This window comes from Caulobacter sp. GW456-12-1-14-TSB4, from assembly GCF_059424195.1.
The window spans coordinates 98,535-121,384 of record NZ_JBWKZF010000008.1 but is presented as its reverse complement, the minus strand read 5'-3'; the positions used below and the strand labels follow the sequence as shown (position 1 = coordinate 121,384).

Below are 22,850 nucleotides of genomic sequence, written 5' to 3'. Positions count from 1 at the left end.
GGAAGCGCATGGCCCTCGATCTGGAAACCCGCGATCAGCTGATCGAGACGGTGGCCCGCTTCGTGGCCGAGCGCCTGCGGCCGATCGAGGCCAAGGTCGCCGAGGACGACGCGGTGCCCGCCGACGTCGTGGAAGAGATGAAGGGTCTGGGGCTCTTCGGCCTCTCCATTCCCGAAGAATTCGGCGGCCTCGGCCTTAACATGGAAGAAGAGGCGCTGGTGGCGGTCGAGCTGGGCCGCGCCTCGCCGGCGTTCCGCTCGGTGTTCGGCACCAATGTCGGCATCGGCAGCCAGGGCCTCGTCATGTTCGGCAATGACGAACAGAAGGCCAAGTGGCTGCCCGGTATCGCGTCCGGCGACATCATCACCTCGTTCGCCCTGACCGAGCCGGAGGCCGGCTCCGACAGCGCCGCCGTACAGACCCGCGCCACGCTGGACGGCGACCACTACGTCCTGAACGGCGGCAAGCGGTTCATCACCAATGCCGGCAAGGCCTCGCTCTTCACCGTGATGGCCCGCACCAATCCGGACGCCAAGGGCGGTTCGGGGGTCTCGGCTTTCCTCGTGCCGCGCGATCTCCCCGGTCTCTCGGTCAGCAAGCCCGAGAAGAAGATGGGCCAGCAGGGCGCTCACATCCACGACGTCACTTTCGACAATGTCCGCGTGCCGGCCTGGAATCGCCTGGGCGAGGAAGGCGAGGGCTTCAAGGTCGCCATGCAGGTGCTGGACCGGGGCCGCCTGCACATCGCCGCCGTCTGCGTGGGCGTGGCCGAGCGGCTGATCAAGGACTGCGTGGCCTACGCCAGCGAGCGCAAGCAGTTCGGCCAGCCGATCGCCAGCTTCCAGCTGATCCAGGCGATGATCGCCGACAGCAAGACCGAGGCCCTGGCGGCTCGGGCGTTGGTCATGGAGACCGCCCGCAAGCGCGATACCGGCGCCGGCATCGTGCTGGAGGCGGCGGCCAGCAAGCTGTTCGCCTCGGAGATGGTCGGCCGGGTCGCCGACCGGGCGGTGCAGATCTTCGGCGGGGCCGGCTATGTCGCCGACTACGGCATCGAGCGGCTGTACCGCGACGTGCGGATCTTCCGAATCTACGAGGGCACCAGCCAGATCCAGCAACTGGTCATCGCCCGTGAGACCCTGAAGCGCGGCGGCTAGGTCCTGCGGCGGGCGCGGCAGAATGTCGCGCCCGACTTTGCCCTGGCGACGTGGCGCCACGCCGCATGGCGGGTGGTTTTCTCCAGCGCGTGCAAAGGTTTTCACGAGAGATGCCATCCAGGGATGAGCGCTCGCCCTGAAATTGTGTGCGGCATCCTGTCGCCATCGCGGGGCGAATATTTAAGGCGGCATTAAGCATGCCAGAAGAGGCTGTTCCCGCATTTTGAGACGGGGGTGGCCATGAGCCAGGATCACGCGATCAGCGAGCGCATTGGCTTCATGGGCCTGGACGACAAGGCGCGAGGCGCCTTGCGTGAGCTGCAGCCGGTCATTCGCAAAAACATCGGCCCGGCGCTGGACGCCTTCTACGCCAAGGTCCGCGCCAACCCCGAGACCCGCAAGTTCTTCGGCGACGAAAAGCACATGCAGGCCGCATCAAGCCGCCAGCAAACCCATTGGGACGTGATCTCGCGCGCCGAGTTCGACGACACCTACGTCAAGGCCGTGCGCACCATCGGCCAGACCCACGCCCGCATCGGCCTGGAGCCGCGCTGGTACATCGGCGGCTATGCCGTGGTCAGCGAGCACCTGATCCGGGCGACGATCAACGAGCAGTGGCCCAAGGGCTTCATGGCCAAGGGCGATCCGGACAAGGCCGGCGACGCGGTCAGCGCGCTGATGAAGGCGGTCATGCTGGACATGGACTTCGCCATCTCGATCTATCTGGAGACCATCGAGGCCGAACGCCAGCGCCTGGAGGCGACGCGCCAAGCCGCCGAGGCCAGCCAGAACGCGGTGGTCCAGGCGCTGGGCGAGGCGCTGGACCGCCTGGCCCAGGGCGACCTGGTCGGCCGCCTGTCGGCCGACGTCCCGTCCGAGTTCCAGAAGCTGAAGGACGACTTCAACAACGCCGTCGGCATTCTCGAGCAGGCGATGAGCCGGGTGAGCGAGGCCACCGACGGCATCCGCTCGGGCGCTGACGAGATCGGCGTGGCCGCCGACGACCTGTCGCGCCGCACCGAACAGCAGGCCGCCAGCCTGGAAGAGACCGCCGCCGCCCTCGACGAGATCACTTCGACGGTCCGCCGCTCGGCCGCCGGCGCCAAGCAGGCCCAGGACGTGGTGGTCGGGGCCAAGGCCGAGGCCGAGAAGTCGGGCGTCGTGGTCGACCAGGCCGTGGCGGCCATGGGCGAGATCGAAACCAGCTCGCGCTCGATCGGCAACATCATCGGTGTGATCGACGAGATCGCCTTCCAGACCAACCTGCTGGCTCTGAACGCCGGCGTTGAAGCGGCGCGGGCCGGGGAGGCTGGTCGCGGCTTCGCGGTGGTCGCGCAGGAAGTGCGAGCTCTCGCCCAGCGCTCGGCCGACGCGGCCAAGGAGATCAAGACCCTGATCGCCAACTCGACCGCCCAGGTCGATCGCGGCGTGGGTCTGGTCGGCCAGACCGGCGAGGCGCTGCGCGGCATCGTCAGCAAGGTCGCCGAGATCGACGGGCTGATCGAGCAGATTTCGACCTCGGCCCAGGAGCAGGCCACGGGCCTCAACCAGGTGAACACGGCCGTCAACCAGATGGACCAGGTCACGCAACAGAACGCCGCCATGGTGGAGCAGACGACGGCCGCGACCTATTCCCTCAAGGGTCAGACGCTGGAGCTGGTCAAGCAGGTGTCGGCGTTCTCGATCTCGGCGCGCCAGAAGGCCGTCGCGCCGGCGATGCCCACGCCGACGCGCGCGCCGCCCATGGAGCGTCCCGTCGCTCGTCCGGTCAGCCGTCCGGGCGCGGTCTCGCGCGGCAACGCCGCGGTGGCGATCAAGGAAGAGTGGGAAGAGTTCTAAGTAAAGCGGCGGGTCAGCATGAATCTTGACCTGCAGACAGCAGAACGCCCCCGCCGACCGTGTCGACGAGGGCGTTATGTTCCCCCGAGGTGGAGGAGAAGCTTACGCGCCGCCCGGGAAGCGGAACGGAACCTTCACGGTGCCGGTCTTGGCGCCCATCGGCAGCTTTTCGGCGATGCACATGGCGGCCTTGTCGAAGCCCTTACCGGCGGCGCTGTTGTCGACGACCTTGCAGTCCGACAGCTTGCCGGCGTCGGCGGTGCATTCCAGCATCACCTGAGCGGCGTCGCGGGTGTTCGCGAACTGCTGCAGGCAACGGCCCATTTGGTCTTCAAAGCCGCCAGCGGCCGAAGCGGCCTGAGCGACGAAAAAGCTGCCAGCGATTCCCGCGGCAATAGCGATCGGATATTTCATCCCGCTGCTCCCAGTAAAAGTGTCACGTCCTGTGGACGACGCGCCAATCGGACGCAGGAGGGTTCTCGCAGGTGCGAGTTAAAAGAATCTGAGTCGGAAAATAATATTGTGGTTTACTTCCAAGTAACCATCGATGCGACCGTCACGAGACGGTCATCGAGCAATCCGCTCTTTATAGATTCATCGCGCGCAGACCTGCGACCAAATGACCACCTGGGCGCTACCAGCGCAGGTTATGTCGAATTCCTTTTAACCAAGTCAGAGGTTGTTAGGAATCTATCGGGATTATCCGGCTTCAATGTTGGCGATCCGTGGGCACGGAACGCTGGTTGGAGGGGACCTGCGATGAAACGGATTCGTCTCGTCGATCTGCCGTTGATCATTAAAATCGGCTTCGCGCCGGCTTTCGCGCTGTTGATGCTGGCCTTGATGGCCGGCGGCGCCATCGTCGTTCAGCAGAGCCAGTCGGCCGCGCTGCGCGATGTTGTTCAGACCGACATGCGCGAGAACATGGAGATTCAGGCGCTGTCCAAGCGCATCTCCAACATCAACGGTGAACTCTACACCGTGCTGACCCACAAGGCCGGCAATATCGACGTCGCCAAGAACGACGCTCGCATGGCCGCGGTCCTGAAGGAAACGGACTCGGTCAAGAAGGACCTCACGGCCCTGAAGGCGCGCCTGCCGGCCAGCGAGCAAGGCAAGATCGCCGACTTGATCAAGTCGCTCGACGAATGCCGCAGCGCCATCGACACGGTCAGCGGCATGATCGGCGTCGACTTCAACATGGCCGTCGGCTTCGTCGCGCCGTTCGAAGAACAATACGCCAAGATGAGCACGCAGCTCGACCAGGTGGTCGGCGCCGCTAACGCCCGCATCAAGGCCGAGACGGTCAAGCGCGAGGCTGAAGCCAAGGCCGCCATGACCGCCACGATCGTCATGTCGCTGATCACCCTGGCCGCCGTCGGCGCCCTGGCCTGGTTCTCGGTCATGACGACCCGCAAGTCGATCTCCGACATCGCCGGCGCCACCGACAAGCTGTCGAAGGGCGACAACACCATCGACCTGGAGAAGATGACGCGCGGCGACGAGCTGGGCGCCATCGTCACGGCCTTGAAGGTGTTCCGCGACAACCAGCTGCACCTGGACACGCTCCGGGCCGAGCAGGAAAAGTCGGCCGCCCTCACGGCCGACGAACGCCGCGCCAAGGAAGCCGCCGCCGCGGCCGCCGCCCAGGAAGCCTCGACCGTCGTCAGCAACCTGGCCCAGGGCCTGGAGAAACTGGCCTCGGGCGACCTGACCTTCCGCGTCACCGCCGACTTCCCCGGCGAGTATCGCAAGCTGAAGGACGACTTCAACGGCGCCATGGGTTCGCTGCAGGAGACGATGAAGGTCATCGCCGCCTCGACCGACGGCCTGCGCACCGGCGCCGACGAGATCGCCCACGCCTCGGACGACCTGTCGCGCCGTACGGAGCAACAGGCCGCCAGCCTGGAAGAAACCGCCGCCGCCCTGGACGAGCTGACCGCCACCGTGCGCCGCACGGCCTCGGGCGCCCGCCAAGCCTCGGACGTGGTCTCGACGACGCGTGGCGAAGCGACGCATAGCGGCCAGGTCGTGCATCAGGCAGTGTCGGCCATGGGCGAGATCGAGAACTCGTCCAAGCAGATCAGCCAGATCATCGGCGTGATCGACGAAATCGCCTTCCAGACCAACCTCCTGGCCCTGAACGCCGGCGTCGAAGCCGCGCGTGCGGGTGAAGCGGGCCGCGGCTTCGCGGTCGTCGCCCAGGAAGTTCGCGCCCTGGCCCAGCGTTCGGCCGAAGCGGCCAAGGAGATCAAGGCTCTGATCTCCAGCTCGACCCAGCAGGTCAGCCAAGGCGTCAGCCTGGTCGGCCAGACGGGCGAGGCGCTGCAACGGATCGTGGCGAAGGTCGGCGAGATCGATGCGCTGGTCACCGAGATCGCGGCTTCGGCCGCCGAGCAGGCGACCGGTCTGAACGAAGTGAACACCGCCGTGAACCAGATGGATCAGGTGACCCAGCAGAACGCCGCCATGGTCGAGGAATCGACCGCCGCGACGCACTCGCTGAAGGGTGAAACCGGTGAACTGGTCCGCCTGATGGCCCGCTTCCAAGTGGGCAACGGTTCCTCGACCTACAGCCGTCCGGCTGTGGCCGACACGGCTCAGCACGCTCCGGCGCGCAACCCGGTGGCCGAGCAGCAGGCTCGCCTGAACACCTTCGCCCGCCCGGGCCGGAGCAGTGGTTCGGCGGCTGTCGCCCAGGCCCCCGCCGTCGATGGTTGGGAGGAATTCTAAATGGCCGCCGCGATCGCGCTGCCTGAAACCCTGGATCTGAAGGCCGCGGCCCCTCTCAAGGCCGCCTTCCTGGAACGCCGCGGCGCGGCGATCACCGTGGAAGCCGATCAGGTCCGTCGCCTCGGCGGTCTGTGCCTGCAGGTCCTGCTGGCCGCCCGCAAGGCGTGGGACCAGGACGGCCAAGTCTTTTCCATCAAGGGGCCTTCCGAGGCCTTTGTCGAAACCACCCGTCTTTTCGGCGCCGAAGGGGCGCTCCTCTCGGCGGAATTCCAAGGAGCTGAATCGTGACGCGTACGGTTCTCACGGTCGATGATTCCCGGACCATGCGGGACATGCTGCGCATGGCTCTGGTCGGCGCCGGTTTCAACGTAGTCGAGGCTGTCGACGGCGAGCATGGCCTGGAGGTTCTCTCCGCCCATCGCCCGGACATCATCATCACCGACATCAACATGCCCAAGCTGGACGGCTTCGGCTTCATCGAGGCGGTGCGGGTCGACGACGACTATCGCGCCATCCCGATCCTGGTGCTGACCACGGAAAGCGACCCGGCCAAGAAGCAGCGGGCTCGCGAAGCCGGCGCGACGGGCTGGATCGTCAAGCCGTTCAACCCGGAAAAGCTGGTCGACGCGATCCGTCGCGTGGCTGCCTAAACCCGGCCAGTACCGCGTACCGAGTTTTTGACTACCCGTTGCTAGACGCGAATTAGGACGTACGGGATATGGACGAGCTAGAGGCCATCAAGGTCACCTTCTTCCAGGAATGCGAGGAGCTCCTCGCCGACCTCGAGGGCGGTCTCCTGGCCATGCAGGAAGGCGCCGGCGACAGCGAAACCGTCAACGCCGTCTTCCGCGCCGTACATTCGATCAAGGGCGGCGCCGGCGCCTTCGGCCTCGAGCCGCTGGTGCGCTTCGCCCACGTGTTCGAGACCCTGCTGGACGCCGTGCGCGCCGGTTCGGTGCCCAACACGGTCGAGCTGGCCGCCGTCCTGCTGCGCGCCTCCGACATCCTGGCCGACCACGTCAGCGCCGCGCGCGGTCTGGGCGATGTCGACATGGCCGCCTCGGCCGCCATGGCCGCCGAGCTGGAAACCTGGACCGACCCGAACGCCGCCCCCGCCGCCGCTTCGGTGGTGGTCGAGGACGCCGCGCCGGCTCCCGTCGCCGAGCCCGTCGTGGCCGCCGACGACGCCATGGACGATGACGATCTCGGCTTCGTGTTCGTGCCGCAGACCATCTCGGTCGAGGCGCAGGCCGCCGACGCCGACCTGGTCCCCTCCAACGTCTGGACGGTGTCGATCCGTCCGAAGTCGGACCTCTACCGCAAGGCCAACGAGACGGCGCTGCTGCTTCGTGAGCTGAACCGCCTGGGTCCGATCAAGGCGACGCTGGACGACCGCGCCCTGCCGGCCCTGCAAGACCTCGATCCCGAAGCCGCCTTCGTGACCTGGAGCGTCCGCCTCGAGACCGAGGAAGACGAAGCCGCGATCCGCGAAGTCTTCGAATTCGTCGACGGCGACTGCGACCTGGAAATCACCCGGGGCGAAGCCGCGGTCGAGGACGCCATGGCCTCGCTGCTGGCCGTCGCCGAAGCGCCCGTCGTCGAGGCTGTAGAGCCTCCGCCGGCTCCGGTCGTCGAAATCGCCGCCCCGGCGCCCGTCGCCGCACCTGTCGCCGAAGTCGCGCCCGCCGCGCCGGCCCCGGTCGTCGAGGCACCCAAGCCCGCCGTCGCCGCCGCCGCTCCGGCCGCCGCCACGCCGAAGGCCACCCAGGTCGAAGTCCCGGGTCCCGGCCAGTCGGTCATCCGCGTCGATCCCGAGCGCATCGATCGCCTGATCGACCTCGTCGGCGAACTGGTCATCAATCAGGCCATGCTGGCGCAGCGCGTCGGCGAATATGGCATCGCCCCGTCCTCGAACCTGGCCATGGGTCTGGATGAGCTGGAACAGCTCACCCGCGAGATCCAGGACAGCGTCATGGCCATCCGCGCCCAGCCGGTGAAGTCGGTGTTCCAGCGCATGCCGCGCCTGGTCCGCGAAGTCGCCAACATGACGAGCAAGCAGGCTCGCCTGGTGATGGAAGGCGAGAACACCGAGGTCGACAAGACGGTCATCGAGCGTCTGTCCGACCCGATCACCCACATGCTGCGCAACGCCATCGACCACGGGCTGGAAAGCCCCGAGGAGCGCAAGGTGGCCGGCAAGAATCCCGAAGGTGTCGTGCGCCTGGCCGCGCTGCACCGCAGCGGCCGGATCGTCATCGAGGTCTCGGACGACGGCAAGGGCATCAACCGCGAGCGGGTCTTCGGCATCGCGGTCAAGAAGGGCCTGATCGCCCCCGACCTGCAGCTGACCGACGAGGAGATCGACAACCTGATCTTCCTGCCGGGCTTCTCGACCGCCGAGAAGATCTCGGACGTGTCGGGCCGCGGCGTCGGCATGGACGTGGTCAAGCGCTCGGTCCAGGCCCTGGGCGGCCGCATCTCGATCACCTCGCGTCCCGGTCTGGGCTCGACCTTCACGCTCAGCCTGCCGCTGACCCTGGCCGTCCTGGACGGCATGGTGGTCGACGTCGCCGGCGAGACCCTGGTCGTGCCGCTGGCCGCCATCGTCGAGAGCCTGCGTCCCAAGCCGGAAGAAGTTCGCCCGCTGGGCCCGGTCGGCTCCGTGCTGGCGGTCCGCGACAGCTTCGTGCCGCTGATCGACGTCGGCCAGGCCCTGGGCTACCGCGCTCACTCGCCCGCTCCGACCGACGGCGTCGTGCTGCTGGTCGAAGGTGAAGACGGCTCGCGCGCCGCCCTGGTGGCCGACGCCATCCACGGTCAGCGTCAGGTCGTCATCAAGTCGCTGGAACAGAACTACCAGCAGGTCGAGGGCGTCGCCGCCGCGACCATCCTGGGCGACGGCCGCGTCGCGCTGATCCTCGACGTCGACGCCACCATCGCCATGCGCCGCCGTGAAGGCGGTACGCCGCGCCCCACCGAACCCACCCTCATCGCCGCGGAGTAAAGTCATGACTGACCATGCCACCGCCACAGGGATAGACCGCCGGGAACTGATCTCCTTCCGCGTGGGGGACCAGGAGTACTGCGTGGACATCATGGCGGTCCGCGAGATCCGGGGCTGGAGCCCGGCCACGGTGCTCCCGCAATCGCCCGGCTTCATGCGCGGCGTCATCAACCTGCGCGGCGCGGTGCTGCCGATCATGGACCTGGCCTGCCGCCTGGGCATGCCGGTGATCGAGCCGACCGTCCGCAGCGTCTTCATCGTCGTCAAGGCGGGCGACCGCACGGTCGGCCTGCTGGTCGACGCGGTGTCGGACATCCTGTCGATCAATGACGACATGATCCAACCGACCCCGGACATGGCCTGCGACACCGTCCGCAACTTCGTGCGCGGCATCATCTCGATCGAGGGCCGCATGATCAGCGAGATCTCCTTGGACCGCATCCTGCCTGAACGGGAGGCCCTGGCCGCCTGATGACCACTGGTTCCTCATCCGTTTCGGACCGCCGCGAGGCCCTCGTCGATGGCGAGTTCGCGTTCACGTCCGCCGATTTCAAGCGCATCGCCGCGCTGCTGTACGACCTGGCCGGCATCAGCCTGCCCGACAGCAAGGCGACGCTGGTCTATTCGCGCCTGGCCAAGCGCCTGCGCAATCTGGGCATGCGCTCGTTCACCGAGTACTGCAGCTTCGTCGCCAGCGACAAAGGCCATGACGAGAGCCAGGAGATGCTCCGGGCGCTGACCACCAACGTCACGCGCTTCTTCCGCGAGCCGCACCACTTCGACGATCTGCGTCAGAACGTGCTGGAGCCGGTGGCCGACAAGGTCCGCGCCGGTGGCCGCCTGCGCCTGTGGTCGGCGGCCAGCTCGTCGGGCCAGGAGCCCTATTCGATGGCCTTCACGGTGCTGTCGGTCTGGCCGAACGCGGCCGATCTGGACATCCGGATCCTGGGCACGGACATCGACACCAACGTGCTCGCCACGGGTCGCGAGGCCGTCTACGACGAATCGCTGCTGGAAGGCATTCCGGCGGCGGCGCGCGGCCAATATTTCGAGCGCGACGCCTCGGATCGCCGCGCCTGGCGCGTTTGCGAGGCCGCCCGCAGCCTCGTCGCGTTCCGGGAACTAAATCTCAACGGTCCGTCGTGGCCTATGAAGGGGCCGTTTGACGCCATCTTCTGTCGGAATGTCGTGATCTATTTTGATGAACCCACCCAGGAACGCGTCTGGAGCCGCTTCGCGCCGCTCGTCGCGCCTGGCGGCCGCCTGTACGTCGGCCACTCGGAACGTGTTGGCAGCAACATCACCGCGTTCGAGAGCAGCGGCCTGACCGCCTACCGGAAGGTGGGTCGCTGATGCCGAAGATTCGCGTTCTAGTCGTCGACGACTCCGCCACCATGCGGAGCCTGATCACGGCGGCCCTTTCCCGTGACCCGGAGATCGAGGTGGTCGGCGGCGCCGGCGACCCGTTCGAGGCGCGCGGCATGATCAAGGCCCTGAACCCCGACGTCGTCACGCTCGACATCGAGATGCCGAACATGAACGGCATCGAGTTCCTCGAGAAGATCATGCGCCTGCGGCCGATGCCGGTGGTCATGGTCTCGACCCTGACCCAGGCCGGCGCCGAGATGACGCTGCGGGCCCTGGAACTGGGCGCCGTGGACTGCGTGGGCAAGCCCGCCGACGCCACCGGCACCCAGGAAGCCCTGGCCGAGATCGTCGCCAAGGTGAAGATCGCGGCGCGCGCCTCGGTCCGCACCAACGCCGGCGCCGCGCCGGCGTCCGCGCCGACGCGCCGCAAGGACTTCATGCCCTCGGGCGACATCGTGGCGATCGGTTCGTCGACCGGCGGGGTGGAAGCCCTGCTGTCGATCCTGACCCTGTTCCCCGAGACCTGCCCGCCGACGGTCATCACCCAACACATGCCGGCGACCTTCACCGCCAGCTTCGCCGCGCGCCTGGATCGCGCCAGCGGGGCCAAGGTGCAGGAAGCCACCGACGGCGCCCTGCTGGAGCCCGGCAAGGTCTATGTCGCCCCCGGCGGCGCCACGCACCTGGAGGTCGTTCGTTCGGCCGGCCTGCGTTGCCGCCTGGTCCAGGGCGACCCGGTCAGCGGCCACCGCCCGTCGGTGGACGTGCTGTTCAACTCGGTGGCCAACGCCGTCGGCGACAAGGCGGTCGGGGCCATCCTGACCGGCATGGGCCGCGACGGCGCTCAGGGCCTTCTGGCCATGCGCAAGGCCGGCGCCAGGACGCTGGGCCAGGACGAAGCCTCGTGCGTCGTCTACGGCATGCCGCGCTCCGCTTTCGAACTTGGCGCCGTGGAGAAGCAGGTTTCCCTGTCCCACATGGGCCAATCCATTCTCGATCTGGCCTCCGCGAGGCGATGAACCATGCCGCAAGCTAGCTCCATCTCCGTACTCGTGGTCGACGACCAGCTCACCATGCGGGCTCTGATCCGCAATGCGTTGCAGCAGATCGGCTTCAAGGACATCCGTGAGGCGCCGGACGGCGAGGAGGCTCTGAAGAACCTCCTGGCCAAGCCCGCTAACCTCGTCATCTCGGACTTCAACATGCCGAAGATGGACGGTCTGGCCCTGTTGCGCGCCGTGCGCTCGCACCCGCCGATCCGTCAGACCGCCTTCGTCATGCTGACGGGCCGCGCCGACCGCGAACTGGTCCAGCGCGCCGTGCAGTTCGGCGTCAACAACTACTGCGTCAAGCCCTTCACCGTGCAGGGCTTGAGGGAGAAGATCGAGCAAGTCTTCGGGCCGCTGACATGATGCAATTCTCCCACAACGACGACCCTGAACGGGCGATCAAGGTTCACGTGACGCAGGGCGAAAGCCATGTGACGGCCGACCCGCAGGTGGTGATGACCACCGTGCTGGGCTCGTGCATCGCCGCATGCATTCGCGATCCCCAGGCGGGCGTGGGCGGCATGAACCACTTCCTGCTGCCGGATTCCGGCGACGGGCGCACCGGCGGCGACGCCGTGCGCTACGGCGCCTACGCCATGGAACTGCTGATCAACGAACTGCTGAAGAAGGGCGCCCGCCGCGAGCGGATGGAAGCCAAGATCTTCGGCGGGGCCAAGCTGTTCGACGGCCTGTCGGACGTCGGCGCCAGCAACTCCGCGTTCGCCGAGCGTTTCCTGCGCGACGAAGGCATCCCGATCGTCTCGTCCAGCACGGGTGGGGTTTCGGCCCGTCGCGTCGAGTTCTGGCCGGCCTCGGGTCGTGTTCGCCAGCGCCTGGTGGCCGTCGACAACGCGCCGCAGGACGTCCGTCGTCCCGCGCCCGCGCCGATGCCCGCCGCGTCCAGCGGCGACGTGGATCTGTTCTGAACCTGATGACCGCCCAGCCGCTCCAGACGCCGACGATCGCACCGACCGAGCACCTGCCGGTCGGGGAGCTGTCGCGTCGCCTGGCGGCGGAACTGGCTTCGGCCGCGGCCATGTGCCGGGACTGCGAGCACCTGGCCGGCGACCTCGCCAAGGGCGGGGCCTCGCTGGAGAACCTCACGCGCCTGCAGTCGCTGGACGAACTGAGCCAGCGCCTGCACGGCCTGTCCGAGGTGCTGGAGCGTATCGGCCAGCACGCCTCGGGCGAATGGAACGTCTCGATCGAGCCGCTGCTGAGCGGTCTTGGCCTTTCCGACATGGTCGTGCGCCTGCGCGCCCAGGAACGCCTGGGGGAGCGCGCCGACCCGGGCGAGCTCGACTTCTTCTAGGCGCGCGATGGCCGACCCGCTCCTACCCTCGACGCGGATCAATCTCGAAAAGGCCACGGTGCTGGTCCTGGATGACAACGGGCCCTCGCTGGACATTTTGTCGCAGGTGGTCTCCGGCTTCGGGGTCAAGCAGCTGTTCCGGGCCGAGAGCGTCATGGACGCCCAGTCGCTGGTCCGCACCATGACCTTCGACCTGATCATCAGCGACGTGCAGATGCCCGTCACCGACGGTATCGAGTTCATCGAATGGCTGCGGCGCGAGGGCGGCGAGAACAACCGCTACGTCCCGGTCATCCTGGTCACGGGCCACACCCGCACCTCGCAGATCTTCAAGCTGCGCGACGCGGGCTCGAACTATGTCGTGGCCAAGCCGATCACGCCCAAGGTGCTGCTGGAGCGCATCGTCTGGGTGGCGCGCGAGGAGCGTCAATTCATCGAATGTGATAGCTATATCGGGCCTGATCGGCGTTTCAAACACGAGGGACCGCCGCCCGGATCGGATGGACGGCGCAAAGACGATCTTCCGGCGGAGGTGGGCGAGGCGCAGGCGCCCAATATGTCGGATGACGAAATCGCCAACATGATGCGCCCAGCGAAGGTGCAGGTATGACCGTCCGCAAATTCCGTCCGCCCAACCGGCTAGCCGGCATGATCAAGGAGCGCGGCGGCATCCTGGCCAAGGACGCCATCGTCGCCGCCGAGGCGGGGGTCGAGACCTTGCGCGAAGCCTCGCTGGCCGCGCTGGACCAGACCATCGCCGAGATCGAGCGCCGATTCGGCAAGGCCGCCGAAGGCCGCGAGAGCGAGTCGTTCGAGGCGCTGTATCTGCTCAGCTCACGGATCATCGACGTCGGCCACTTCGTCTCCGAGACCGGGGTCGACAAGGCCGCTGTCTCGCTCTGCACCCTGGCCGACAGCCTGGCGGAAGCCAAGGTCTGGCGCTGGGACGCGGTCGATGTCCACCTCAACGCCCTGCGCCTGCTGCGCGCGATGGGGGGCGAGCTGCCGGCCGAGCAACGCGCCGCGATGCTGGAAGGCCTGTACCAGGTCAGCCACCACAAGCCCGAAGAGGGCTGATCTTCAGTAGCCCCTGCTGTGACAAATCCGCCGTTCTGTGTCGGATTGGCAACGGCGGCGGGGGTCTCGTGAGTTGTGTCCGCTTTGTGGCCTTGTCGGCCGTCATTGGCTTTGTTAGTGCTCTGATACCGGTGTCAAAAACCAACGTTTGCTTCTGACACCGGTAGCAAAAATGAAGATCTAAAGGCCGGGGGCGGCTTCGTGGGAAGGACGCGAAGCCGAAACGAAGGCCAAAGGCGACGGTGACGTCGTCTTCAATGGTCAACGGGAGGAGGTTCTATGTCCAAGAATACCAAGGGGCGCGTGCGCGCTCTGCAATACGGCGTGTCCGGTAGCGCTCTGGCCCTGGCGATGGTTTTCGCCGGCGCCGCATCGGCTCAAGAAGCGCCCGCCGCCGCGCCGGCTCCGACGGATGAAGTCGAAGCCGTCGTCGTCACCGGCTTCCGCGCCTCGCTGGCCAACGCCCTCGACATCAAGCGCCGCGAAAACGACCTGGTCGACGTCATCAAGGCCCAGGACATCGCGGATTTCCCCGACCTGAACCTGGCTGAATCGCTGCAGCGCGTGCCGGGCGTGTCGATCGACCGCGACGGCGGCGAAGGCCGCACCATCACCGTCCGCGGCCTGGGCCCCGACTTTACCGTCGTGCGCCTGAACGGCCTGGAAGCCCTGGCCACCACCGGCGGCAAGGACAGCTCGGGCGGCGCCAACCGCGGCCGCCAGTTCGACTTCTCGATCTTCGCCTCGGAGCTGTTCAACAGCGTCACCGTGCGCAAGTCGATCTCGGCCATGAACGAGGAAGGCTCGCTGGGCGCGATCGTCGATCTGCAGGCCGCGCGTCCGTTTGACTTCGGCAAGTTCGCGATGAGCGCCTCGGGCAAGGTCGGCTGGAACGATCTCTCGCGGAAGAGCGACCCGCGCTACACCTTCCTGGTCAGCGACCGTTGGGACACCGGCATCGGTGAAGTCGGCGCCCTGCTGTCGGTCGCCTACGCCACCCGCGCCCAGCGCGAAGAAGGCTCCTCGACCGGTCGTTGGGAAAACCCGTCGGTCGCCGCCAACTCGTCGACCGCCTTCCCGTGCACCAGCCCGGCGTACAACCCCGTCAGCGGCCCGGCCCTGACCTGCGCCCAGATCGGCACCACCGTCGGCGGCACCACGCCGACCACCACGGCCGCCGCCGGCACCGCCAACAACCTGTGGCACCCGCGTATCCCGCGCTACGGCCGCCTGGACTATGACCAAAAGCGCCTGGGCGTGACGGGTTCGCTGCAATGGCGTCCGACCCCGAACTCGACCCTGACGCTCGACGCGATGCTGGCCAAGTTCACCAACAACCGCGACGAGACCTATCTGGAAGTCATCTCGTTCAGCCGTTCGGGCGCCGGCCTGCCGCAGACGGACGTCGTGAACTTCACGGCCGACAGCAAGGGCAGCCTGATCAAGGGCACGTTCGACGACGTCGACGCCCGCGTCGAATACCGCCACGACGAGCTGAAGACCGAGTTCAACCAGCTGGCCCTGACCTACGACACCAAGTTCGGTGAAGCCGGTCACTTCTCGATGACCTACGGCCAATCGCGCTCGATCCAGGACAACCCGGTCCAGACCACGTTCTCGTTCGACCGCTACGACACCGACAACTACAGCTACGACTACTCGGCCAACGACAAGCTGCCGAACTTCAACTACGGCTTCGATCCGACCAACCCGGCCAACTACGTCTATAGCCCCAGCAACGCCCTGGGCGATCCGTCGCTGCTGCGTATGCGTCCCAGCAAGGCGGTCAACACCTTCAAGACGTTCCGCGCCGACGTCGACTACGAGATCCTGAACGGCTTCAAGCTGCGCTACGGCGGCGACTACAAGGAATACGGCTTCAGCTCGTGGGAGCAGCGCCTCTATTCGCGCAACCTCGCCACGACGGGCACGACCTTCACCTCGGAAGCTGCTTTCGGCCTGCCGGCCGGTGTCAGCATCGCCGACGTCTCACGCGTGATCTCGGGCTTCGGCCGCGGCCTGGGCATGCCCTCGGGCGTTCCGACCGCGTGGCTGGCCCCGGACCTGGACAAGCTGGAAGCCAAGCTCGGCTACAACTGCAACTGCATCAACGCCAACGGCGACTTCCGCCTCAGCGTCCTGAACCAGCTGGGCGCCCTGCGGAACATCACCGAGAAGGACACCGCCTTCTACCTGCAAGGCGACTTCGACTACGACATCTTCAACATCCCGGTGCGCGGCAACTTCGGCGTGCGCTGGATCAAGACCGATCAGACGGCGACCGGCCACTACAACTCGGGCGCCGTGACGACGACCGTCGCCACGCCGTTCGGCAACATCTCGGAATCGGTCCCGACCGACGCCGTCCAGACCGTGTCGCGTGAGTACACCAACACGCTGCCGTCGCTGAACATGTCGGCCCAGCCGTTCGAGAACTTCTACATCCGCTTCGCCGCCGCCAAGGCGATGACGCGTCCGCAGCTGCCGAACCTGACGCCGGGCTACACCTCGGTCAGCCAGTCGGCCCAGACGCTGACGCGCGGCAATCCCGAGCTGAACCCGATGCTGTCCAACAACCTGGACCTCAGCTTCGAGTGGTATCCGGACAAGGAAACCCTGTTCTCGGTCGGCTTCTTCCAGAAGGACATCAAGTCCTACATCCAGACGTCGGCCGTCGCGATGCCGTACTCGGAAACCGAGCTGCCGACCTCGCTGCTGACCAACGGCAACACGCCGGACACGCTGTTCACCGTGACGACGCAGATCAACACCCCCGGCGGCAAGCTGAAGGGCTTCGAGGTCTCGCTGCAGCGTCCGTTCTCGTTCCTGCCCGAGCCCTTCGACGGCTTCGGCGGCATCGTGAACTACACGCACGTCACCAGCGACATCCAGTACGTGATCCGCAACCCGACCTACGCCGGCACGCCGCGCGTTCAGACGGCCCCGGCCGTGCTGCTGACCCAGCCCCTGCTGAACCTGTCGCCGGACGCCTTCAACGCGACGCTGTATTACGAAAAGGGTCCGTTCAAGGCGCGTATCTCGGGCTCGTACCGCGACCCGTACCTGATCCAGGTGGCCCCCTCGGCGACCAACAACAACGACGTCCGGATCAAGGAAAAGACCTTCAACCTGGACACCCAGATCAGCTACAACTTCAAGAACTTCACCATCACCCTGGAAGGCATCAACCTGACCGACCAGGAAGACAGCAAGATCGACGACTCGACCCGCATGATCTCGGAAGAGTACGTGCACTACGGCCGTCAGTACTATCTGGGCGTGAAGTGGAAGTTCTAAGCTTCCACGGCGACCAGGCCTAAAAGGAAGGGGGCTGACCGCGAGGTCAGCGCCCTTTTCTTTGGCTGCGAGAGAGGCCTGAAGGGGCTAGTTCGAAACCCCGTCGATCCACGTGGCCGTGACGTTCAGTTGATCATCCAGCAGGCAGAAGTCCGCCGCGTAGCCCGGGACGATCCGGCCGCGCTGGGCGCCCAGGCCCAGGAACGCCGCCGGGGCGGCCGAGGCCATCATCACCGCGTCGGCCAAGGGCAGGTCCAGCATCGACACCGCGTTGCGCACCGCGCCGGCCATGTCGAGGTCCGAGCCGGCCAGGGTGCCGTGGTCATCGATGCAGACGCCGTCGCGCACGACGATCTGGCGGCCTTGCAGCACGAAGCGCTTGTCGGCCATGCCCACGGTCGGCATGGCGTCGGTGACCAGCATGAAGCGGTCCAGCGGCCGCGTGCGCAGGGCGATCTTCAGCGTCGTCGGGTCCACGTGGCGTCCGTCGACGATCAGGCCGGCCCAGGCGGTCTGGCTCTCCAGGGCCGCGCCCACCACGCCGGGCTCGCGGCTGGTCAGTGGCGACATGGCGTTGAAGAGGTGCGTGAAGCCGGTCAGGCCGTGGTCCAGCGCCTGGCGCATGGTCTTGTAGAGCGCGTTGGTGTGGCCGGCGGCGACGTGGACGCCGGCGTCGGCCAGGCGCTGGATCATGTCCGGCGTGGTGCGCTCGGGGGCCAGGGTGACCAGCGTCCTGCCGACCTTCAGCGAGGTCAGCAGCTCAAGCGCCTCGTCATCGATGACGCGGAACTTGTCGGCGTCGTGGATGCCCTTGCGCTTCGGGTTGAGGAACGGGCCCTCGATATGGACGCCCAGCACGCCGGGCACGCCCTGTTCGATAGCCGCTTCCGTGGCGCGCATCGCTTGGTCGACGACGGACAGGTCGTCGCTGATAAGGGTCGGCAGGAAGCCGGTGGTGCCATAGGGGCGGTGGGCCGCGCCGATCGCGGCGATGGTCTCGACCGTGGGGCTGTCGTTGAACAGCACCCCGCCGCCGCCATTGACCTGGGTGTCGATATAGCCGGGGACCAGCAGGCCGCCAGCCAGGTCGCGGGCTTGCGCGCCGGCCGGGATCGCGCCCGCGTCGATGACGCCGGCGACGCGCCCGTTCTCGACCAGGACGGCCTTGCCGTCGATGACGCCGGCTTCCGTCAGGACGCGGCCATTTACGAGGACAGCCTGCATCAGACGGTTTCAGTGACCTTGTTGAGGTGGGGCGGGCTGTCGGGATCGTAGCCGCGCGCGACCGAAAGCGCATTGGCCATTCGGTAGAAGCTCTGGATCATCAGGATCGGCTCCAGCACCGGATGGCTGGTCAGGGTCGGCAGGGCGCCGTTACCGGTCTCACCGGAACCCGCCAGAAGCACGTCCGCGCCGCGCTCGCGCAGGCCCTTGGCCATGTCGTCGACGCTGGCGCGGCTCTCGTCGTTCTGGGCGAAAACCAGGGCCGGGAAGCCCTCCTTCACCAGGGCCATCGGGCCGTGCAGCACCTCGGCGGCGCTGAAGGCCTCGGCGTGCAGGCCGCAGGTCTCCTTGAACTTCAGGGCGGCTTCCAGGGCGACCGCGAAGCCGACGCCGCGACCCAGGACATAGAGGTTGCGGGCCAGCTTCAGGCGTTCGACGGCCGGGGTCCAGTCCAGGGTCCAGGCCTCGGCCAGGGCGGCCGGCAGGCTCGACAGGGCGGTGGTCAGTTCGGCGTCTTCCGTCCAGGCGGCGATCAGCTGGGTGATGGCGACCAGGGCGGCGATGTAGGACTTGGTGGCGGCCACCGACAGCTCGGGGCCGGCGTGCAGCGGGATGACCTCGTCGGCCAGTTCGGCCAGCGGCGAGTCGACGACATTGACCAGGGCCACGGCGTAGCCGCCGGCCGCCTTGGCGGCCTTCACGGCGGCCAGCAGGTCGGGGCTCTTGCCTGACTGCGAGATGGCCAGGACGACGGCGCCTTCCAGGTTGGGCGAGGCGTCATAGACCGAGCTGACCGACAGACCAGCCGACGAGGTCAGCACCCCGGCCTTGGTCTCGATCAGGTAGCGGGCGAAGGTGGCGGCGTGGTCGCTGCTGCCGCGGGCGATGGTGACGACGACGCGCGGCGGGTTGGCGCGCAGGCGCTCGGCCAGGGCCTGGATCTTGCGGGCGTTGGCGGCCAGCTGGGTCGCGGCCACCGAACCGGCCTGGCCGGCTTCCAGGAACATCTTCGTGGATTCAGGCGACAGCCGCGATTGCGCGGGGGACTCGGGACGGGTCAAGACGGTCGCCTCCAAAACAGTGCTCCTCAGGACTTAGACCCGCTCAGGAGAGCGAGTTCAGTTCCGCGACGAAGTCGTACGCATCGCCGCGATAATAGGATTGTGTGACTTCCACCGCCCGGCCGTCGCGTAGGAAGCCGCGTCGTTCGATCAGCAGCCCCGCGTCCTTGACCGGAACGCCCAGCAGGTCGGCCTGCTCGGCCTGGAACAGCACCGCGCGCAGGCGTTGCAGGGCGCGCACGGGCCGGTGGCCGGTGGCTTCCAGGGCCTCGTACAGCGAGACGCCGACCACTTCGGTGGAGGGCAGGGCGAAGGCGGCGACGGTGGTGTACTCCACGGCCATCGGCGCGCCGTCGGCGTAGCGGATACGTGCGAAGCGGTAGACCGGCGTGCCGGGCGACAGGCCAAGCGTCAGCGACTCTTCCGGGGTCACCTGGCCCTCGGCGCGGCTGATCCATTCGCTGCGCGGCACGCGACCGCGCGAGATCATGTCCTCGGTGAACGACGACAGCTTGGAGAAGCTCTTCTCCACGCGCGCGGCGACGAAGGTGCCCGCGCCCTGGCGGCGCGTCAGCAGGCCTTCGCTGACCAGACCGTCCAGCGCCTTGCGCACCGTGATGCGCGAGATGCTGAATTCTTCGGCAAGGTCGCGCTCGGCGGGCAGGGCGTCGTCGGGCGACAGCACCTTCTTCTGGATGGCCTCGCGCAGCGCCCGCTGCAACTGCCTGTAGAGAGGGGCGTGGTCGGCGGTGTCGAGCCGGCCGATCCGTTCAGCAAACGTCATTTACAGCCTCCCCCCGACAGTCGTCGCGCAAATCGACGGCGCTCCGATACCGATCCTCGATAGCATATGACCATTTTCATACCAATAAGAACGTGGTCTGCAATTGGTTTCTTTTTGGCCTTGTCATCCGCAAAATTTCCGTCACAGTTCTCTTCCGGGGCCTGAGAAGTACCACTTTCTGCGGAACCTCCCAGAAAATTGGTATCATATTGGGCTTGGGGTTCGGCTCCGGTCCAGTAGGCCCGGCAAAAATGGGGAGAAGCCGAGTTATGAAGAGTTTCCACAAATCCGTCCTGGCCGCGTCAGCCAGCGCCCTGGCCGTCATGGCCGCTGCGCCCGCCTTCGCGCAAGACAACAGCGTCGATGAGGTGGTTGTCACCGGCATCCGCGCCTCGCTGCTGCAGTCCATCGAATCCAAGCGCCGCGCCGACGCCATCGTCGACGTCGTCACCGCCGAGGACGTGGGCAAGTTTCCGAGCACCAACGTCGCCGAAGCGCTGACGATCGTCCCGGGTGTCACTGTCGATCGCGCCTTTGGTCAAGGAGAGAAAGTCAGCATCCTGGGCACCGATCCGGCGCTGAACCGCACGCTGCTGAACGGGCAGACCGTCGCCTCCGCCGACTGGTTCATCCTGGATTCTCCGGGCCGCACGTTCAACTACGCCCTGCTGGCTCCGCAGATCGTCGGCAAGGTCGAGATCTTCAAGTCGCCGGAAGCGCGCATCGACGAAGGCAGCATCGGCGGCACCGTCATCGTCAACACCCGCAAGCCGCTGGACCTGAAGGCCGGCCTGGTCGCGGGCGCGGTCAGCTACCTCTATAACGACCGCTCCAAGAAGGGCGACGCCCAAGGCTCGCTGTTGCTGAGCTGGAAGAACGACGCCCAAACCTTCGGCGCCAGCTTCTCGGTGCAACGCGCCAAGGACCAGCTGCGTCGTGACGGCGTCGAGAGCTACGGCACCATGGCGGCCAACCAGTGGGCCGGCGGCAACCCGGACAACCCGGTCGACTCGCGCAAGGCCGGCTGCGTCGGCACCTGCGCCTCGACCCTGACGGCCAACCTGAACGCCCGCAGCCCGAACGCCTTCGGGGCTTCGTACTTCGAGCAGGACCGCACCCGCACCACCTACACCACGGCCCTGCAGTGGAAGCCGACCGACGCCCTGTCGTTCGACTTCAACTGGATGAAGATCAAGGCCGACTACGACAACACCAACCAGTCGATGTACGCCTTCCAGGGCAACACCTGGAACAGCCTGGGCGCCCTGACGGGCATCGAGGTCAACAACGGCGTCGTCACCAAGGCCTCGTTCAAGAATGCGCTCAGCGTGCTGGACGTGCAGTATCGCGAAGCCGAGCTGAACTCCGACACCTACCACCTGAAGGGCCAGTACAAGGGCGACGGTTGGGACCTGAATGGCGAAATCGGCAAGTCGACCGCCGACGGCGGCACCAAGCGTCAGGTCTTCCTCGAATACCTGAACTGGGCCGACTACACCGTCGACCTGTCGGGCGCGCCGAAGACCCCGGGCAAGCTGACCTACGCGACCAACGTGATGGGCAACCCGTCGGCCTTCGCGACCGATCCGGGCTGGAGCGGCAACCTGGTCAGCAAGCCGACCAGCGACGAAGAGAAGTACGCCCAGATCGACCTGGGCAAGGACTTCGACGGCATCATCCAGCGCGTCCAGGTCGGCTACAAGCGTCGTGAGCACCAGACCGGCCAGCAGTATTCGGGCATCGCCATCACCGGCGTCGCCGCGCCGGCCTCGCTGTTCAACCCGTCGACCGTGCCCAGCAACTACCTGAAGGGCTTCGACGGCGTGGGCGACCAGATGTCGAGCCGCTTCCGCATCGACGGCCAGTCGATGGTCTCGTACGTCGATAGCGGCAAGTGGCTGGCTCCGGGCGCCAAGATGCCGACCCCGTCGATCTTCGCCGCCGCGGAGTTCACGGCCGGCAACTGGAACATCCAGGAAAACATCGACGCCCTGTACGGCCAGGTGAACTTCAAGGCCGACAACGTCCGCGGTAACTTCGGCGTCCGCTACGTGAAGACCTCGGTCGACAGCGCCGGCTATGTCTGCAAGCCCGGCGCGGCCTGCAACGCCCAGGCCGACTGGACCTGGCAGACCACGAAGAAGAGCTACGACAACGTCCTGCCCAGCGTGAACATCATCGTCGACGCGCGCGACGACCTGGTGTTCCGCTTCGCCGCGGCGCAGGTCATCGCCCGCCCGAACTACGCGGACATGACCAACTACTTCTGGTTGTCGGACGGCATCCTCACGGGTGGCGGCGGCAACCCGAACCTGGAGCCCTACAAGTCGAGCAACGTCAACGGCTCGGTCGAGTGGTACTTCCAGCCGCAAGCGATCCTGTCGGCCGAAGTGTTCTACAAGGACATCTCGAACTACATCCTGACGCGCACGCAGCCGGAATCGTACTTCAACCAGTCGCAGAACAAGGTCACGACCTATCAGATCAGCCGTCCGTTCAACGCGGGTTCGGCTGAAGTGAAGGGCCTGGCGGTCGCCTACCAGCAGAACTTCGCCTACGGCTTCGGCCTGCTGGCCAACTACACCTACGCCGACGCTTCGGGTCAGGGCGGCGCGCCGCTGCCCTACAGCTCGAAGAACCAGATCAACGTCAGCCCCTTCTATGAGCACGGTCCGTTCTCGGCCCGGGCGACCTTCAACTGGCGTTCGAAGTACTTCACCGGCGTCGACCGTGGCGACAACATGTTCGTCAAGGCGGCCAAGTCCCTGGACGCGACGGTTGGCTACGCGGTCAACCAGAACATCACGATGTCGGTCTCGGGCCAGAACCTGCTGGATACCGAGTACTACTCGTACGCCAACACGACGGCCCTGGCGCGCGGTGTCTACCGCACGGGCCGCAAGCTGCAGGCCACGCTGAACGTCAGCTTCTAAGCCGACGTCCGG

20 protein-coding genes and 1 pseudogene are annotated in these 22,850 nt (G+C 66.7%); 16 read left to right on the top strand and 5 right to left on the bottom strand.

Annotation, left to right across the window (positions count from 1 at the left end; genetic code table 11):
- The first annotated feature begins 8 nt into the window (after positions 1-8).
- Positions 9-1,157 (top strand): acyl-CoA dehydrogenase family protein, encoded by a 1,149-nt coding sequence (locus AC07YH_RS10000; RefSeq protein ID WP_494746849.1) that lies wholly within the window; start codon positions 9-11, stop codon positions 1,155-1,157.
- Positions 1,158-1,397: 240 nt separating this feature from the next.
- Entirely contained in the window at positions 1,398-2,996 is a 1,599-nt protein-coding gene (locus AC07YH_RS09995) for a methyl-accepting chemotaxis protein (protein WP_494746848.1), read from the top strand.
- 102 nt (positions 2,997-3,098) lie between these two features.
- Here AC07YH_RS09995 and AC07YH_RS09990 read toward each other — a convergent pair whose 3' ends face one another.
- On the bottom strand, positions 3,099-3,410 hold the full coding sequence (locus tag AC07YH_RS09990; RefSeq protein ID WP_099444777.1) for a hypothetical protein: 312 nt from the start codon (positions 3,408-3,410) through the stop codon (positions 3,099-3,101).
- A gap of 298 nt (positions 3,411-3,708) precedes the next feature.
- Between AC07YH_RS09990 and AC07YH_RS09985 the strand changes: the two are divergent.
- From AC07YH_RS09985 to AC07YH_RS09925, 13 genes and pseudogenes are all read left to right on the top strand, one after another.
- Positions 3,709-5,729 (top strand): annotated as a pseudogene (locus tag AC07YH_RS09985) (methyl-accepting chemotaxis protein).
- Positions 5,730-6,017, top strand: a complete 288-nt coding sequence (locus AC07YH_RS09980; RefSeq protein WP_494746847.1) for an STAS domain-containing protein — start codon at positions 5,730-5,732, stop codon at positions 6,015-6,017.
- A complete protein-coding gene (locus tag AC07YH_RS09975) occupies positions 6,014-6,379 on the top strand; it encodes a response regulator (protein ID WP_099581620.1) in 366 nt (121 codons plus the stop codon). Before AC07YH_RS09980 ends, AC07YH_RS09975 begins: the two co-directional genes overlap by 4 nt.
- A gap of 68 nt (positions 6,380-6,447) precedes the next feature.
- On the top strand, positions 6,448-8,733 hold the full coding sequence (locus AC07YH_RS09970) for a chemotaxis protein CheA (protein ID WP_494746846.1): 2,286 nt from the start codon (positions 6,448-6,450) through the stop codon (positions 8,731-8,733).
- 4 nt (positions 8,734-8,737) lie between these two features.
- A complete protein-coding gene (locus AC07YH_RS09965; RefSeq protein WP_494746845.1) occupies positions 8,738-9,205 on the top strand; it encodes a chemotaxis protein CheW in 468 nt (155 codons plus the stop codon).
- Complete coding sequence (locus AC07YH_RS09960; RefSeq protein ID WP_494746844.1) at positions 9,205-10,086, top strand: CheR family methyltransferase; 882 nt, start codon at positions 9,205-9,207, stop codon at positions 10,084-10,086. Before AC07YH_RS09965 ends, AC07YH_RS09960 begins: the two co-directional genes overlap by 1 nt.
- A complete protein-coding gene (locus AC07YH_RS09955) occupies positions 10,086-11,120 on the top strand; it encodes a protein-glutamate methylesterase/protein-glutamine glutaminase (protein ID WP_494746843.1) in 1,035 nt (344 codons plus the stop codon). The genes AC07YH_RS09960 and AC07YH_RS09955 overlap by 1 nt, the downstream gene beginning before the upstream one ends.
- 3 nt (positions 11,121-11,123) lie before the next feature.
- Positions 11,124-11,513, top strand: a complete 390-nt coding sequence (locus AC07YH_RS09950) for a response regulator (RefSeq protein ID WP_291872073.1) — start codon at positions 11,124-11,126, stop codon at positions 11,511-11,513.
- Complete coding sequence (locus AC07YH_RS09945) at positions 11,513-12,076, top strand: chemotaxis protein CheD (protein ID WP_494746919.1); 564 nt, start codon at positions 11,513-11,515, stop codon at positions 12,074-12,076. Before AC07YH_RS09950 ends, AC07YH_RS09945 begins: the two co-directional genes overlap by 1 nt.
- Before the next feature lie 5 nt (positions 12,077-12,081).
- Positions 12,082-12,462, top strand: coding sequence for a DUF8776 family protein (locus AC07YH_RS09940; protein ID WP_494746842.1), 381 nt, complete (start codon positions 12,082-12,084; stop codon positions 12,460-12,462).
- A gap of 7 nt (positions 12,463-12,469) precedes the next feature.
- A complete protein-coding gene (locus AC07YH_RS09935) occupies positions 12,470-13,072 on the top strand; it encodes a response regulator (protein ID WP_494746841.1) in 603 nt (200 codons plus the stop codon).
- Entirely contained in the window at positions 13,069-13,539 is a 471-nt protein-coding gene (locus AC07YH_RS09930; protein WP_494746840.1) for a chemotaxis protein CheE, read from the top strand. Before AC07YH_RS09935 ends, AC07YH_RS09930 begins: the two co-directional genes overlap by 4 nt.
- 279 nt (positions 13,540-13,818) lie before the next feature.
- Positions 13,819-16,836, top strand: coding sequence for a TonB-dependent receptor (locus AC07YH_RS09925; RefSeq protein WP_494746839.1), 3,018 nt, complete (start codon positions 13,819-13,821; stop codon positions 16,834-16,836).
- Between the two features lie 87 nt (positions 16,837-16,923).
- Here AC07YH_RS09925 and nagA read toward each other — a convergent pair whose 3' ends face one another.
- The 4 genes from nagA to AC07YH_RS09905 all read right to left on the bottom strand — a co-directional run bounded on the left by nagA (position 16,924) and on the right by AC07YH_RS09905 (position 20,050).
- Entirely contained in the window at positions 16,924-18,060 is a 1,137-nt protein-coding gene (nagA, locus tag AC07YH_RS09920) for an N-acetylglucosamine-6-phosphate deacetylase (protein ID WP_494746838.1), read from the bottom strand.
- Complete coding sequence (locus AC07YH_RS09915; RefSeq protein ID WP_494746837.1) at positions 18,060-19,136, bottom strand: SIS domain-containing protein; 1,077 nt, start codon at positions 19,134-19,136, stop codon at positions 18,060-18,062. Before AC07YH_RS09915 ends, nagA begins: the two co-directional genes overlap by 1 nt.
- Positions 19,137-19,164: 28 nt before the next feature.
- Complete coding sequence (locus AC07YH_RS09910; protein ID WP_494746836.1) at positions 19,165-19,905, bottom strand: GntR family transcriptional regulator; 741 nt, start codon at positions 19,903-19,905, stop codon at positions 19,165-19,167.
- A gap of 76 nt (positions 19,906-19,981) precedes the next feature.
- Positions 19,982-20,050, bottom strand: a complete 69-nt coding sequence (locus AC07YH_RS09905; protein ID WP_476064238.1) for a hypothetical protein — start codon at positions 20,048-20,050, stop codon at positions 19,982-19,984.
- A gap of 124 nt (positions 20,051-20,174) precedes the next feature.
- On the opposite strand from AC07YH_RS09905, the gene AC07YH_RS09900 reads away from it, so the two are divergent.
- Positions 20,175-22,838 carry a TonB-dependent receptor gene (locus AC07YH_RS09900; RefSeq protein ID WP_494746835.1) on the top strand — a complete coding sequence of 888 codons (2,664 nt, stop codon included), beginning with the start codon at positions 20,175-20,177 and terminating at the stop codon, positions 22,836-22,838.
- Positions 22,839-22,850: the final 12 nt, after the last annotated feature.

What these genes read in the sequence shown, in the direction of transcription:
- AC07YH_RS10000 (WP_494746849.1), top strand. Translation starts at nt 9, where the DNA reads ATGGCCCTCGATCTGGAAACCCGCGATCAGCTGATCGAGACGGTGGCC.
- nagA (WP_494746838.1), bottom strand. Translation starts at nt 18,060, where the DNA reads ATGCAGGCTGTCCTCGTAAATGGCCGCGTCCTGACGGAAGCCGGCGTC.
- AC07YH_RS09900 (WP_494746835.1), top strand. Translation starts at nt 20,175, where the DNA reads ATGAAGAGTTTCCACAAATCCGTCCTGGCCGCGTCAGCCAGCGCCCTG.
- AC07YH_RS09965 (WP_494746845.1), top strand. Translation starts at nt 8,738, where the DNA reads ATGACTGACCATGCCACCGCCACAGGGATAGACCGCCGGGAACTGATC.
- AC07YH_RS09960 (WP_494746844.1), top strand. Translation starts at nt 9,205, where the DNA reads ATGACCACTGGTTCCTCATCCGTTTCGGACCGCCGCGAGGCCCTCGTC.
- AC07YH_RS09945 (WP_494746919.1), top strand. Translation starts at nt 11,513, where the DNA reads ATGCAATTCTCCCACAACGACGACCCTGAACGGGCGATCAAGGTTCAC.
- AC07YH_RS09930 (WP_494746840.1), top strand. Translation starts at nt 13,069, where the DNA reads ATGACCGTCCGCAAATTCCGTCCGCCCAACCGGCTAGCCGGCATGATC.
- AC07YH_RS09935 (WP_494746841.1), top strand. Translation starts at nt 12,470, where the DNA reads ATGGCCGACCCGCTCCTACCCTCGACGCGGATCAATCTCGAAAAGGCC.
- AC07YH_RS09955 (WP_494746843.1), top strand. Translation starts at nt 10,086, where the DNA reads ATGCCGAAGATTCGCGTTCTAGTCGTCGACGACTCCGCCACCATGCGG.
- AC07YH_RS09950 (WP_291872073.1), top strand. Translation starts at nt 11,124, where the DNA reads ATGCCGCAAGCTAGCTCCATCTCCGTACTCGTGGTCGACGACCAGCTC.
- AC07YH_RS09990 (WP_099444777.1), bottom strand. Translation starts at nt 3,410, where the DNA reads ATGAAATATCCGATCGCTATTGCCGCGGGAATCGCTGGCAGCTTTTTC.
- AC07YH_RS09970 (WP_494746846.1), top strand. Translation starts at nt 6,448, where the DNA reads ATGGACGAGCTAGAGGCCATCAAGGTCACCTTCTTCCAGGAATGCGAG.
- AC07YH_RS09925 (WP_494746839.1), top strand. Translation starts at nt 13,819, where the DNA reads ATGTCCAAGAATACCAAGGGGCGCGTGCGCGCTCTGCAATACGGCGTG.
- AC07YH_RS09980 (WP_494746847.1), top strand. Translation starts at nt 5,730, where the DNA reads ATGGCCGCCGCGATCGCGCTGCCTGAAACCCTGGATCTGAAGGCCGCG.
- AC07YH_RS09940 (WP_494746842.1), top strand. Translation starts at nt 12,082, where the DNA reads ATGACCGCCCAGCCGCTCCAGACGCCGACGATCGCACCGACCGAGCAC.
- AC07YH_RS09910 (WP_494746836.1), bottom strand. Translation starts at nt 19,905, where the DNA reads ATGACGTTTGCTGAACGGATCGGCCGGCTCGACACCGCCGACCACGCC.
- AC07YH_RS09995 (WP_494746848.1), top strand. Translation starts at nt 1,398, where the DNA reads ATGAGCCAGGATCACGCGATCAGCGAGCGCATTGGCTTCATGGGCCTG.